Annotated in this window: 12 protein-coding genes, 1 pseudogene and 1 riboswitch; of the genes and pseudogenes, 5 read left to right on the top strand and 8 right to left on the bottom strand. The window is 66.1% G+C overall.

Annotation, left to right across the window (positions count from 1 at the left end):
• Window positions 1–24 precede the first annotated feature (24 nt).
• The 4 genes from mdtD to rplM form a co-directional block, all read right to left on the bottom strand.
• Complete coding sequence (mdtD, locus tag J2W36_RS02600; protein WP_307688110.1) at window positions 25–1,461, bottom strand: multidrug transporter subunit MdtD; 1,437 nt, start codon at window positions 1,459–1,461, stop codon at window positions 25–27.
• A 97-nt stretch (window positions 1,462–1,558) separates the two neighbouring features.
• Window positions 1,559–1,930, bottom strand: a complete 372-nt coding sequence (gene erpA, locus J2W36_RS02595) for an iron-sulfur cluster insertion protein ErpA (RefSeq protein WP_307688109.1) — start codon at window positions 1,928–1,930, stop codon at window positions 1,559–1,561.
• Window positions 1,931–2,084: 154 nt separating this feature from the next.
• Window positions 2,085–2,477 (bottom strand): 30S ribosomal protein S9, encoded by a 393-nt coding sequence (gene rpsI, locus J2W36_RS02590; protein WP_183027376.1) that lies wholly within the window; start codon window positions 2,475–2,477, stop codon window positions 2,085–2,087.
• Window positions 2,474–2,944, bottom strand: a complete 471-nt coding sequence (rplM, locus tag J2W36_RS02585; protein WP_307688425.1) for a 50S ribosomal protein L13 — start codon at window positions 2,942–2,944, stop codon at window positions 2,474–2,476. Before rplM ends, rpsI begins: the two co-directional genes overlap by 4 nt.
• Before the next feature lie 214 nt (window positions 2,945–3,158).
• On the opposite strand from rplM, the gene J2W36_RS02580 reads away from it, so the two are divergent.
• Complete coding sequence (locus J2W36_RS02580; RefSeq protein ID WP_307688108.1) at window positions 3,159–4,055, top strand: 23S rRNA (adenine(2030)-N(6))-methyltransferase RlmJ; 897 nt, start codon at window positions 3,159–3,161, stop codon at window positions 4,053–4,055.
• A gap of 17 nt (window positions 4,056–4,072) precedes the next feature.
• Here J2W36_RS02580 and J2W36_RS02575 read toward each other — a convergent pair whose 3' ends face one another.
• Genes J2W36_RS02575 through ahcY form a run of 4 tightly spaced genes read right to left on the bottom strand, consistent with a single transcriptional unit; the run spans window position 4,073 to window position 7,855 of the window.
• Complete coding sequence (locus J2W36_RS02575) at window positions 4,073–4,807, bottom strand: septal ring lytic transglycosylase RlpA family protein (RefSeq protein ID WP_307688107.1); 735 nt, start codon at window positions 4,805–4,807, stop codon at window positions 4,073–4,075.
• On the bottom strand, window positions 4,804–5,637 hold the full coding sequence (metF, locus tag J2W36_RS02570; protein WP_307688106.1) for a methylenetetrahydrofolate reductase [NAD(P)H]: 834 nt from the start codon (window positions 5,635–5,637) through the stop codon (window positions 4,804–4,806). Before metF ends, J2W36_RS02575 begins: the two co-directional genes overlap by 4 nt.
• A complete protein-coding gene (locus tag J2W36_RS02565) occupies window positions 5,615–6,406 on the bottom strand; it encodes a TlyA family RNA methyltransferase (RefSeq protein WP_307688105.1) in 792 nt (263 codons plus the stop codon). The genes metF and J2W36_RS02565 overlap by 23 nt, the downstream gene beginning before the upstream one ends.
• 9 nt (window positions 6,407–6,415) lie before the next feature.
• The gene (gene ahcY, locus J2W36_RS02560) at window positions 6,416–7,855 is read right to left on the bottom strand and encodes an adenosylhomocysteinase (RefSeq protein WP_307688104.1); all 1,440 of its coding nucleotides are present in this window, start codon (window positions 7,853–7,855) and stop codon (window positions 6,416–6,418) included.
• A 60-nt stretch (window positions 7,856–7,915) separates the two neighbouring features.
• Window positions 7,916–7,987, bottom strand: a riboswitch (S-adenosyl-L-homocysteine riboswitch).
• Between the two features lie 163 nt (window positions 7,988–8,150).
• On the opposite strand from ahcY, the gene J2W36_RS02555 reads away from it, so the two are divergent.
• The 4 genes and pseudogenes from J2W36_RS02555 to J2W36_RS02540 form a co-directional block, all read left to right on the top strand.
• Window positions 8,151–9,779: a peptide chain release factor 3 gene (locus tag J2W36_RS02555; RefSeq protein WP_307688103.1), complete on the top strand. Its 1,629-nt coding sequence runs from the start codon at window positions 8,151–8,153 to the stop codon at window positions 9,777–9,779.
• 12 nt (window positions 9,780–9,791) lie between these two features.
• Complete coding sequence (locus J2W36_RS02550; RefSeq protein WP_307688102.1) at window positions 9,792–11,552, top strand: ArnT family glycosyltransferase; 1,761 nt, start codon at window positions 9,792–9,794, stop codon at window positions 11,550–11,552.
• Window positions 11,553–11,557: 5 nt separating this feature from the next.
• The gene (locus tag J2W36_RS02545) at window positions 11,558–12,514 is read left to right on the top strand and encodes a glycosyltransferase family 2 protein (RefSeq protein WP_307688101.1); all 957 of its coding nucleotides are present in this window, start codon (window positions 11,558–11,560) and stop codon (window positions 12,512–12,514) included.
• Window positions 12,511–12,897, top strand: a pseudogene (locus tag J2W36_RS02540) (GtrA family protein); the annotation flags it as partial. The gene J2W36_RS02545 and the pseudogene J2W36_RS02540, both read left to right, overlap by 4 nt.
• Between the last annotated feature and the right edge of the window lie 23 nt (window positions 12,898–12,920).

Genomic DNA, 12,920 nt, shown 5'->3' with positions numbered 1-12,920 from the left:
CGTCATGCAGGAGCGCAGCGCGCTTCAACCCTGACCCGACACCTCCGGCGGATTGGGTTGCACGGCCCGCGCGTCCGGCGGCAGATTCCAGAAAATCAGCGCCGAGGTCAGCGTGATCAGCCCCATCGTCGCGAAAGTCGCCTGAAACGCATGCAGCGTGTCCAGTGGCTGGGCATTGCCGAAGATGCCGGTGTAGCCGCCCAGCACCGCGCTGGCGGCCGCCACGCCCATGCTCATGGCCAGCATCTGCACCATCGACAACAGGCTGTTGCCGCTGCTGGCCATGCCTGCATCGAGGTCGCGCAGCGTTACCGTGTTCATGGCCGTGAACTGCAGCGAATTGACCGCGCCGAACGCCAGCAGTTGCAGGATGTGCAGCGCCAGCGGCTGGCCAGGCGCCGTGAGGCAGAAGCTGGCCATGGTGAGTCCGACCAGCGCGGTGTTGACCACCAGCACCTTGCGGTAGCCGTAACGCTGGATCAGCCGCGTGGTGAAGCGCTTCATGAGCATGCCGGCCAGTGCGATCGGCAGCATCATGAGGCCCGCGCGCATCGGCGAGTAGCCCATCGATACCTGCAGCAGCAACGGCACCAGAAAAGGCATGCAACCGCTGCCCAGGCGCGAGAAGAGGTTGCCGATCAACCCGATGCTCAGCGTCGGCACCTTGAACAGCGTGGGCGAGAACAGCGGGTCGGCGCGCCGTCCGGCGTGCAGCCAGTAGGCCGCCAGGGAGGCGAAGCCGAACACGATGAGCACCAGCACGCTGACCTGCCGCAACCCGACCTCGGCCACCCCGTCGAGCGACAGCGAGATGGCGACCATGCCGAAGGCCAGCAACGCATAGCCGACGCCGTCGAAACGCCGACGCACATCGCCACGCAGGTCCGGCATCAGCCGCAAGGTCGCCAGGCAACCCAGCACACCCACCGGCACGTTGATCAGAAAGATCCAATGCCAGGAGGCGTATTCCACCAGCCAGCCACCCAGCGTCGGCCCCAGCAACGGGCCGATGAGCCCCGGAATGGCCACAAAGCTCATCGCCTGCAGGAACTGGCTGCGCGGCACCGTGCGCAACAGCGACAGCCGCCCCACCGGCAGCAACAGCGCGCCACCGAGGCCCTGCACCACCCGCGCGGCCACCAGTTGGCCCAGCCCATGGGACAGGGCACAGGCGACCGAACCGAGCGTGAAGAGCACGATGGCGCTGAAGAATACCCGCCGCGTGCCGAAGCGATCGGCAATCCAGCCCGACGCCGGAATCAGCATGGCCATCGTCAACGCGTACGCCACGATGACCGACTGCATGCGCAGTGGGCTCTCGCCCAGGCTGGCAGCCATCGCCGGGAGTGCGGTGTTGATGATGGTCGCATCCAGCGTCTGCATGAAGAACGCAACGGCCACGAGCCACAAAAGGCTTTTGCGGACGGGGGCGAGAGGAAGGACCTGGGAATCGGAAACCATGGCGGCGCGAAGAACGTGAAAGGCGAAAAAAAACCGCCCTCAGGCGGTTTTCGGAGACGGCGCGCATTCCATGCGGGGCGCGCGTCGCAAGCGAAGGTCAGGCGGAAAAGCTCGAACCGCAGCCGCAGGTGCTGGTGGCGTTCGGATTCTTGATCACGAACTGCGCGCCCTGCAGGTCTTCCTTGTAGTCGATCTCGGCACCCAGCAGGTACTGGTAGCTCATCGCGTCGATCAGCAGCGACACGCCGTTCTTGGTCATGGTCGTGTCGTCTTCGTTGGTGATCTCGTCGAAGGTGAACCCGTACTGGAAGCCGGAGCAGCCGCCGCCCTGCACGAACACGCGCAGCTTGAGCTCGGGATTGCCTTCTTCGGCGATCAGGTCGGCCACCTTGGCAGCCGCGCTGTCGGTGAAGACGATCGGCTCCGGCATCTGGGTGGGGGTCTGGATGGTTTCGGCAACAGCGCTCATGGGCGGAACTCCTGTAAGGGGTGGGCCGAAGGTGCGGCCAATGGAAGAGATGCTACTTCAACAAAGCAAAAGCCGCCCGGAGGGGCGGCTTTCGGCAACGTCCGAAGTGCGGATATTCGCAGCACAGCAGCGAAGACCCGCGCCTGGGCGAAGATCAGCGCTTGGAGAACTGCTTGCGGCGGCGTGCGGAATGCAGACCGACCTTCTTACGTTCGACTTCACGCGCATCGCGCGTCACGAAGCCGGCTTGGCTCAGGACGGGCTTGAGCGTTGCGTCGTAGTCGATCAGGGCACGGGTGATGCCGTGGCGCGCAGCGCCGGCTTGACCCGATTCGCCGCCACCGGCCACGTTGATCATGATGTCGAAGGTTTCGACGTTGTTCGTGAGGAACAGCGGTTGCTTGGCGATCATGATGGAAGTTTCCCGGCCGAAATAGGCCTGGATGTCCTTGCCATTGACCGTGATCTTGCCGGTGCCCTTCTTGATGAACACACGGGCGACGCTGGATTTGCGACGGCCGGTGCCATTGTTCCATTCACCGATCATTTGGCGGCCTCACGTTGGGCGTTGGTGGACAAACCTGCGATTTCCAGAACCTTGGGCTGTTGCGCGGTGTGCGGATGTTCCGCACCGCCGTACACCTTGAGCTTCTTGATCATGGCGTAACCCAGCGGGCCCTTGGGCAGCATGCCCTTGACGGCCTTTTCCAGGGCGCGGCCCGGGAACTTGTTCTGCATGTCGCGGAAGTTGGTGGCACTGATGCCGCCCGGGTAACCCGAGTGACGGTAGTACACCTTGTCGATCGACTTGGCGCCGGTGACACGGAGTTGCGATGCGTTGATGATGACGATGAAGTCACCGGTATCGACGTGAGGCGTGTAAATGGCCTTGTGTTTGCCGCGCAAACGGAGAGCAACTTCGCTGGCTACTCGTCCGAGGACCTTGTCGGTCGCGTCAATCACAAACCACTCGTGCGTCACGTCAGCGGGCTTGGCGCTGAACGTTTTGGTCATGAGTTTTTCTTCCTGGGAAGGGTTTGGCGGGCCCTTTTCCACGGTCGGCGTTCCTCTGATGGGAATCTCTTAGGTGGGGACACCCCGGACGGCATGCGCCCGGCATACTTCGCCGCGGGGCCACAAATGCGCTGCGAAGCCCTCGATTATATAAAGGAACGCGTCACCAACGCAAATTGCCCCCTTCATCCCGCGCGCCGGGTAATATCGCAGCATGTTCAGTTACCGCCACGCCTTCCACGCCGGCAACCACGCCGACGTGCTCAAGCACCTGGTGCTGATTGCCACGCTCGACTACATGCTCGAGAAAGATGCCGCCCTCACGGTGGTCGACAGCCATGCCGGCGCCGGCCTTTACCGCCTGGACGGCGACTACGCGGGCACCAGCGGCGAAGCCGCCGAAGGGGTGCTGCGACTGCTCTCGCCCACCGTGCCGCTGGCCGTCGAGCCGGCACCCGCACTGGCGCGCTACCTCGAAGTGCTCAAGGACTTCAATCCGAAGGGCGGCGCCAAGATCTACCCCGGTTCGCCTTTCATCACGCAGCATCTGCTGCGCGACCACGACAAGCTCAAGCTGTTCGAACTGCACCCGACCGATTCCAGGACGCTCGCCGCGAACATCGCACAGCTCGAAGCGGGTCGCCAGATTGCCGTGCTGAGCGAAGACGGCTTCGGCAGCGCGACCAAGTTCCTGCCGCCGCCCTCGCGCCGCGCACTGCTGCTGTGCGACCCCAGCTACGAGATCAAGAGCGACTACGGCCGCGTGCTCGACCTCGTGGGCGAATCGCTCAAACGTTTTGCCACCGGCACCTATGCCGTCTGGTATCCGATCATCCCGCGCCCCGAAGCACACGACCTGCCACGCCGCCTCAAGACGATGGCGACCAAGGCCGGCAAGTCGTGGCTGCACGCCACGCTGACGGTCAAGTCCAGCAAGCTGCTGACCACCGAAACCGGCGACACCAAGCGCCCCGGCCTGCCGGCCAGCGGCATGTTCCTGATCAATCCGCCCTACACGCTGAAGGCTCAACTGCAGCCGGCGCTGGAACAGCTCAAGACGCTGCTCGCGCAAGACCGTCACGCCGGCTTCACGCTCGACACAGGCGGCTGACGCACGCTGCGCGCCGCTCAGCGGTGGCGCTTGGAGGCAATGCGGGCGGTCGCCCGGGCCCGTGGCTTGCGCGCTGCCGGCGCAGGGCTGACGGCTGAATCGTCCTCGGCCATCAGTGCATCGCTCTCGTCGTTGACCTGGTCACCGCATCGGCCTCCCTTGTCGACCAGCGACAGCGACACCGGCTTGATGCCCAGCCCCAACATGCCGATGGCATCGGCTGCGGCGCGGCTGAGGTCGATCACCCGGCCGGACGAATACGGCCCCCGGTCGTTGATGCGGACCATCACCTCCAGGCCCGTCACCAGACTGCGCACGCAGACGTGGCTGCCGAACGGCAGGGTTCTGTGCGCGGCCGTGAACGCCCCCATGTCGAAGCGCTCGCCGCTCGCCGTCCTGCGCTGGTGGAACTGGATGCCGTACCACGACGCACCACCGCGCTCGAGTTCCATGCGCGGCGCGGCATCGCCCGGCAGTCCGTCATCGGGCGGCAGATCCATGGCGCGGGACACGGACAGGTCGTAGTCGACCGCCGCGACCTGCGAACGCGGGCCGACGCCCGCGGGCACCTGCAGCTTGCGTTCCAGGGGCTGCAGCTTGCCGTTGGGAATCACGGGCGATGACGAGGGCAACTTCGATGAGACAGGTGCCGCGTCGGCGGCCACTGGCTCCGCCGGCGGCGTGGCGCAGGCCACCAGCAAGCCTGCCGCACAAACGGTCAGGACGTGCCGGTGCCAACGCCGCAAACTCATCGATCCCAGCCGAGCCGGTCAAGCAGCGCCAGGGGCGCCGCGGACTGGTTCATCGTGTAGATGTGAAGCGCCGGGGCGCCGCCTGCGCACAGCCGCTCGCACAGCGACGTGACGACATCCAGGCCGAAGGCCTTGATCGATGCCGTGTCGTCGCCGAAGCTCTGCAGCCGCAGCCGCACCCAACGCGGAATCTCGGCGCCGCAGGCGTCGGAGAAGCGCATGAGCTGCGTCGAACTGGTGATCGGCATGATCCCCGGCACGATGGGCACGTCGAGCCCGAGCGCACGGCTGTCGTCGACGAAGCGGAAGTACGCATCGGCGCTGTAGAAGTACTGCGTGATGGCCGAATCGGCACCGGCCTGCACCTTGGCGGCATAGGCCTTCAGGTCGGCTTGCGGCGAACGCGCCTGTGGATGCACTTCGGGGTAGCAGGCCACCTCGATGTGAAAGTCACGCCCCGTCTCGCTGCGGATGAAGGCGACCAGGTCGCTCGCATACTGGAACTCGCCGCCGGCACCATAGCCGCTGGGCAGGTCGCCGCGCAGGGCCACCAGGCGCCTGACGCCCATCGACCGGAGTTCCTCGAGCTGCATGCGCACGGTGGCCCGGGTTGCGCCGATGCAGGAGAAATGACTGGCCGCGTCGACCCCTTCGGCCAGGATCTCGCGCACGGCGTTGAACGTGCCGTCGTGCGTGGAACCACCTGCACCGTAGGTGACCGAACAGAACTCGGGCTTGAGCGCATAGAGTTGCTGGCGCACCGCGCGCAACTTGACCGCGCCTTCGGGCGTCTTGGTCGGAAAGAATTCAAAGCTCAGCGGAAGGCGCACCTGCGGCTCCTGTGGCGCCGCCCTCGGGGACGGCATGAATGAAGAACTCCCGGTTGCCGTCGCCACCGGCGATCGGGCTGTCGAACCATCGCAGCACGCGCAGGCCGAGCGCAGCGCAGCTTTCGCGCAGCCGCGTTTGCACCACGTCGTACATCGCCGGATCGCGCACGATACCGCCTTTGCCGACCTGGCCGGGCTGCAGTTCGAACTGCGGTTTGACCAGCATAAGCAGCGTTCCGCCCGGCGCCAGCAACGGCACGATGGCCGGCAGCACCAGCGTGAGCGAGATGAACGACAGATCACCGACGATCAGATCGAAGTCCTGGCGCTCGTCCTCGGGCAGGTCGTCCGTCGTCAGGGCGCGGGCGTTGACCTTCTCGATCGCCGTGACGCGTTCGTCGCCGCGCACGCGGTCGTGCAGTTGCCCGTGACCCACGTCGATGCCGGTGACATGCGCCGCGCCATGCTGCAGCAGGCAGTCGGTGAAACCGCCGGTCGACTGGCCGACGTCCAGGCAATGCAGCCCGGTCGGGTCGACGCCGGCAACGCCCAGCGCGCCCTCGAGCTTCAGCCCGCCACGGGACACGTAGCGCGCCTCGGCCGCGTCGGCCAGCTCGAGTTCGGCGCTCTCGGGAATGTCGTCCCGGTTCTTCGCCACGGTGTGCCAGCCGACGCCGTCGAACCAGCGCAGACCGCCCGCAATGAGGCGGACGGCTTGTGAGCGCGAGGCGGCAAGCCCCCGCTCGACCAACAATTGATCAGCGCGCAAGATCGCCGATCAGTAGCGGTAGGTGTCCGGCTTGTACGGGCCGGCCTTGTCCACGCCGATGTAGGCAGCCTGCGTGTCGGTCAGTTCGGTGAGCATGGCGCCGACCTTCTTCAGGTGCAGGCGTGCGACCTTTTCGTCGAGGTGCTTGGGCAGCACGTAGACCTTGCCGGCCTCGTACGCGTCGGGCTTGGTGAACAGCTCGATCTGGGCGATGGTCTGATTGGCGAACGACGACGACATCACGAAGCTCGGGTGACCCGTGCCGCAGCCCAGGTTCACCAGGCGGCCCTTGGCCAGCAGGATGATCTTCTTGCCGTCCGGGAAGGTGATGTGGTCGACCTGCGGCTTGATCTCTTCCCATTCGTACTTCTCGATCGACGCGACGTCGATCTCGTTGTCGAAGTGGCCGATGTTGCAGACGATCGCCTGGTCCTTCATGGCGGCCATGTGTTCGTGGCGGATCACGTCCTTGTTGCCGGTGGTCGTCACGAAGATGTCGGCCTTGTCGGCGGCGTATTCCATCGTCACGACCTTGTAGCCTTCCATCGCGGCCTGCAGGGCGTTAATGGGGTCGATCTCGGTGACCCACACCTGGGCGCTCAGGGCGCGCAGTGCCTGGGCCGAGCCCTTGCCCACATCGCCGTAGCCAGCCACGCAGGCGACCTTGCCAGCGATCATCACGTCGGTGGCACGCTTGATGCCGTCGACCAGCGATTCGCGGCAACCATACAGGTTGTCGAACTTGCTCTTGGTCACCGAGTCGTTCACGTTGATCGCACGGAACTGCAGCGTGCCCTTGGCGGACATCTCGTTGAGGCGGTGCACGCCGGTGGTCGTTTCTTCGGTCACGCCGATGATCTCGGCGGACTTGCGGGTGTACCAGGTGGAATCGACCGCCAGCTTGGCCTTGATCGCGGCGTAGAGGATGCGCTCTTCCTCGCTGGTCGGGTTGGCCAGCACGCCCAGGTCCTTCTCGGCGCGTTGGCCCAGGTGCATCAGCAGCGTTGCGTCGCCGCCGTCGTCCAGGATCATGTTCGGGCCTTCGCCAGCCGAGCCCTTGGGGCCGAAGTCGAAGATGCTGTGGGTGTAGTCCCAGTAGTCGGTGAGCGTTTCGCCCTTGACGGCGAACACCGGCGTGCCGGCCGCGGCAATGGCGGCAGCAGCATGGTCCTGCGTCGAGAAGATGTTGCACGACGCCCAGCGCACGTTGGCGCCGAGGGCCTGCAGCGTTTCGATCAGCACGGCCGTCTGGATCGTCATGTGGATCGAGCCGGTAATGCGCGCGCCCTTGAGCGGCTGGGCCGCCTTGAACTCTTCGCGGATGGCCATCAGGCCGGGCATTTCGGTTTCGGCAATGCGGATTTCCTTGCGGCCCCAGGCGGCAAGGGTGATGTCGGCGATGGCCTGATCGGCGTTGGTGGTGGATGCGGGCTTGAGAACAGCGCTCATTGGAACTCCAGGATGGTTTCAAAGATGCCGCTGCGCCAGACAGGACTCACCCTGGGACACAGCGGGTGAGCGTCGTTGCAATGAATGGTTCCGAGCCTCACGCCTGACGGCGCTGCAACGCTCCTCGGAACGCGGATTTTAGCGCAGTGCGGGCGCCGCAAATGTGAACGCTTTGTCACACCGCAGGCCGTGGCCGGCGGGTCGCTAAAATCGCTGGTTTTGCGTCGCCATTGCGCCGTGAGCGCCCCGCGCTCCCGCTTTCTCTGCGCGCACCGCGTTCACTGCGTTCAGGCCCATGACATTCGAATCCGAAACCCGCCGCCGTCGCACCTTCGCGATCATTTCCCACCCCGACGCCGGCAAGACCACGCTCACCGAGAAGCTGCTGCTGTTCTCCGGCGCGATCCAGATCGCCGGCTCGGTGAAGGCGCGCAAGGCCTCGCGCCACGCCACGTCGGACTGGATGGAAATCGAGAAGCAGCGCGGCATCTCGGTGGCCTCGTCGGTCATGCAGATGCTGTACCGCGACCACGTGATCAACCTGCTCGACACCCCCGGCCACAAGGACTTCTCGGAAGACACCTACCGGGTGCTGACCGCCGTCGACTCGGCGCTGATGGTGATCGACGCCGCCAACGGCGTGGAAGCCCAGACGCGGCGGCTGATCGAGGTCTGCCGGCAGCGCGACACGCCCATCATCACCTTCGTCAACAAGATGGACCGCGAGGTGCGCGAGCCGCTGGACATCCTCGACGAGGTGGAGCGCGAACTCGGCATGCCCTGCGTGCCGATGACCTGGCCGGTCGGCCAGGGCAAGAGCTTCCGCGGGATCATGAACCTGCGCACGCAGGCGATGACGGTGTTCGAGTCGGGCAAGGAACGCCTGTCGGACGATTTCGAAACCATCCCGCTGAGCGATCGCGACACGCTGACCAAGCGCTTCGGTGCCGACTTCGAATCGGCCATGGACAGCATGGAGCTCGCCACCGGCGCATCGCCCACCTGGGACCATGCGGCCTTCCTCGCCGGCAAGCAGACGCCGGTGTTCTTCGGCTCCGGCGTGAACAACTTCGGCGTGATGGAAGTGCTCGACGCACTGGTCGACCTGGCGCCGCCACCGCAGTCGCGCACCAGCACCACGCTGGTCAACCGCCAGCCGGTGGTCAAGGAGATCCAGCCCGCGGACAAGGACTTCGCCGGCGTGGTCTTCAAGGTGCAGGCCAACATGGACGCCAACCACCGCGACCGCATCGCCTTCGTGCGCATGGCCTCGGGCAAGTACACGCCGGGAATGAAGCTCAAGGTGCAGCGCACGGCCAAGGAACTGCGCCCGACCAGCGTCGTGACCTTCATGAGCCAGCGCCGCGAGGCGGTGGAAGAGGCCTACGCGGGCGACATCGTCGGCTTCACCACGCACGGCGGCGTTCAGCTGGGCGACACCATCACCGACGGCGCCAACCTGCAGTTCACCGGCCTGCCCTTCTTCGCGCCCGAGCTGTTCATGACCGTGATCCTGAAGAACCCGCTGCGCACCAAGCAGCTTCAGCAAGGCCTGGCCCAGCTCGGCGAAGAAGGCGCGATCCAGGTCTTCCGCCCCGAGGTCGGCGGCCCGATGCTGCTGGGCGCCGTCGGGCAGTTGCAGTTCGAAGTCGTGCAGCACCGCCTGAAGGCCGAGTACGACGCCGACGTGCGGCTCGAAGGCTGCCAGTACACCGGCGCGCGCTGGATCACCGCCGACACGCCGGCCGAACTGCGCGAGTTCGTCAACGCCTACCCGGCGCGCATGGCACTCGATGCGGCCAACACGCTCGCGTACCTCTGCACCTCGCCGTACGACGTGCGGCTGGCCCAGGAGCGCTTTCCGAAGATCCACTTCCATCCGTTGCGGGAACACGCGGGACTGGCACTGCAAACGGCGGGCTGAGGGCACGCCGTCGTGCTGGAAACACTGACGCACGGCATCGGACACTATGCCGCGCTCGCCAGCGTGCTGCTGGCATGCTGGGGCCTGGGCAACCTTCTGATGCGGGCGGTGCCTGCTGGCGGTGAGCTACCGCAAGGCCTGCGCCATCCGATGGCCATCGCGATCGGCCTGTGCGTCGCCGTCTGCGGTCTGCAGTGGCTTGCCATCGGCGGCGCACTGCGGCGCGGGCCGGTGCTGGCGCTGATCGCCATCGGATGGATCACCGCGGCGCTGCAAGCCTGGCGCCTTTTCAAATTGCGCGCGCAGGGCCCGGCCGCCAAGAAGCGCCCGCCTCTGCTTCCGGCCGAGCGCTGCGCGCTGATCCTGCTGGCCCTGGCCCTTGCATCGACATTGCTCGCGCCACTGTCCCCGCCGCTGCAATGGGACGAACTCATGTACCACTTGCCGCACGCGCGCGAATGGGCATTGAGCGGGCGGCTTCAGGTCAACGAATGGCTGCGCTATCGCTGGTTTCCGTACAACTACGACCTGCTGTATGCAGCGGCGCTGCTCTTCGGCAACGACATCCTGACCCATCTGCTGCATGCGAGCGCAGGATGGCTGACCGCGTGGATGGTCTATCAGCTCGGCGTGGCGCACCTCAGCCGTGTCGGCGGCTGCCTGGCCGCGATGATCTGGGTGGTGCTGTCGGTTTCGGAATACGACCGCGCCTATGTGGACATGGGCGCCACGCTGCTGGTCCTGACGGGCTGCATCGCCTTCGCGCAGTGGCGTGCGACCCGGCTGCGCTTCTGGCTCGCCGCGTGCGGCTTCTCGCTCGGCGTGGCAGCGGGCACCAAATACCAGGTGCTGGCGATCCTGCCCTTCTTCGCCGTGGCCCTTGCGTGGCAGGACCGGCGTCCGGACACCTGGCTGCTGACGATCGTGAGCCTGGTGCTGCCTTGCGGCTACTGGTACCTGCGCAACGCGCTGGCGACCGGTGACCCCTTCGCACCGCTGGGCGGCCGGCTGTTCGGCTTCAGCGACTGGAACCTGTCGGACTATCGCGGTCAGTTCGAGGATCTGCACAACGCCGCCGGCCTGCCGCACTGGCTGCTCTGGCCCGCGTTGCTTGCGCCCTTCATCCCGGCGTTGCGACGGTCACCGGCCGCGCGCGGTGCCATGTACTTCTGCGCCTGGATGCTGGTGGTATGGGTCGCGAGTTCACCGTATCCGCGCTACCTGATGACAGCCTTTCCCTTGCTTGCGCTGCTTGCAGCCGCTGCATGGATTCAAGTATCGCAGCGGCTGTTCCAGCCCATCGACATGCCGCGGTTCGAACGTGCGCAGCGTTGGATCGGTGCACTGGCGATTCTGCTCGTTGCGGTGGCCGCGCTCGTGAGCACCGTGAAGTACGCCAAGCGCGTTGCACTCACCCCGTCCGCCCGCGAGGCGCTGTTGGCCCAACGCCTGAAGAGCTACGGCATGTGGCAATACCTGAAGACGCACCCCGCCGGAAAGACTTACCAGATGGGCCTGGAAGGCTCGCTGTACTATGCGCCCCGTCCCATCTGGGGGGACGTTTTCGGTCCGTGGCGCTACCGCGACTTTGCCACGCTGCCGCCTGAAGCCCTGCATCGCGCGCTTGCGGCGCAAGGCTTCGACGCGCTGGTCGTGGACACCGGCCGCATGCCGGACACGGTCGCGGCACCCGACTTCGAACGCTGGTTCACGCCCGTCTACGCCGATCACGGCATCCATCTCTACCGCCTGCAGACCACCGCCTTGCCATGAACCCGATGCCTCCATCCGCTGCCTTTCCTCGCATCGCGGTCGTCATTCCCTGCTTCAACGAGGCCAACGCGATCGCGACGGTCATCGCCGATTGCCGGGCTGCGTTGCCGCAGGCATCGATCCACGTGTTCGACAACGCGTCGACCGACGGCACGGCGGCCGTCGCAAGGGCGCATGGCGCCCACGTCGCGCATGTGGCGCTGCGCGGCAAGGGCAACGTGGTGCGGCGGATGTTCGCCGACGTCGAGGCCGACCTCTATGTGATGGTGGACGGCGACGCCACCTACGACGTCACGCAAGCCCAGCGCATGGTCGACCAGCTTCTGCGCGAGGGCCTCGACATGATCGTGGGCGCGCGCATGGATGACGGGCGCAATCCCCAGACCTACCGCCCTGGCCATCGGCTGGGCAACCGGATGCTGACCTCTGCCGTGTCGGGCCTGTTCGGCGGCTCGTTCAGCGACATGCTCTCGGGCTACCGCATCTTTTCGCGACGCTACGTCAAGTCCTTCCCGGCATCGGCCCAGGGCTTCGAGACCGAAACCGAACTCACGGTGCATGCGCTCGAACTTCGCATGGCCTACGCCGAGGTTCCGGTGCCCTACCTGGCGCGACCCGAGGGAACGCAGAGCAAGCTGTCGACCTTCCGCGACGGCCGGCGCATTCTCATGACCATCGCCCGCCTGTTCGTCAGCGAACGGCCACTGACCTTCTTCTCGATCCTGGCGGCGATCCTCGCCCTGGCGTCGCTGCTGCTCGCGTTGCCGCTGTTCGTCGTCTACGTTCAGACCGGCCTGGTACCGCGCCTGCCGACGGCCGTGCTCGCCACCGGCATGATGCTCAGCGGCATGCTGTCGCTGGCCTGCGGCGCCATCCTGCGCACCGTCACACTCGGCAGGCAGGAGGCCAAGCGCCTGATCTACCTGTCCATTCCGCGGCCACGCTGGACCGACGCACCGTGAGCCCCCGCCTCATCGGCCAGTTCGCGCGCTTCGGCGTGGTGGGCGTCGCGGGCCTGCTGGTCGACCTCGGCGTGCTCTTCCTCACGGCGCCGTGGCTCGGTTGGTATGGCGGCCGCGCGGTCTCGTTCTGGGCCGCCGCTTCGGCCACCTGGTGGCTGAACCGCCGCTACACCTTCTCGGCGGGCGCTGCTGCGGGCGGCCCGGGCGTCGGCGCCGTCGGCCGCGAATACCTGCGCTACCTCGGCTCCATGCTGGGTGGCGCTGTGCTGAACTACGGCGCCTATGCGCTCACCTTGCACTTCGTCCATGGGCCGGCCGCGGCTGCACTGGGCGTCGCCATCGGCAGCGTGACAGGGATGTGCGCCAACTTCGTCGCCGCCAGGCAACTCGTCTTCCGGCAAGCGCT

Source organism: Variovorax ginsengisoli (genome assembly GCF_030811835.1).
Lineage (GTDB): Bacteria > Pseudomonadota > Gammaproteobacteria > Burkholderiales > Burkholderiaceae_C > Variovorax > Variovorax ginsengisoli_C.
This window is presented reverse-complemented; position numbering and strand designations above follow the sequence as displayed.

Coding starts and splice junctions, on each gene's coding strand:
- mdtD (WP_307688110.1), bottom strand. CDS start 1,461: ATGGTTTCCGATTCCCAGGTCCTTCCTCTCGCCCCCGTCCGCAAAAGC.
- erpA (WP_307688109.1), bottom strand. CDS start 1,930: ATGAGCGCTGTTGCCGAAACCATCCAGACCCCCACCCAGATGCCGGAG.
- rpsI (WP_183027376.1), bottom strand. CDS start 2,477: ATGATCGGTGAATGGAACAATGGCACCGGCCGTCGCAAATCCAGCGTC.
- rplM (WP_307688425.1), bottom strand. CDS start 2,944: ATGACCAAAACGTTCAGCGCCAAGCCCGCTGACGTGACGCACGAGTGG.
- J2W36_RS02580 (WP_307688108.1), top strand. CDS start 3,159: ATGTTCAGTTACCGCCACGCCTTCCACGCCGGCAACCACGCCGACGTG.
- J2W36_RS02575 (WP_307688107.1), bottom strand. CDS start 4,807: ATGAGTTTGCGGCGTTGGCACCGGCACGTCCTGACCGTTTGTGCGGCA.
- ahcY (WP_307688104.1), bottom strand. CDS start 7,855: ATGAGCGCTGTTCTCAAGCCCGCATCCACCACCAACGCCGATCAGGCC.
- J2W36_RS02555 (WP_307688103.1), top strand. CDS start 8,151: ATGACATTCGAATCCGAAACCCGCCGCCGTCGCACCTTCGCGATCATT.
- J2W36_RS02545 (WP_307688101.1), top strand. CDS start 11,558: ATGCCTCCATCCGCTGCCTTTCCTCGCATCGCGGTCGTCATTCCCTGC.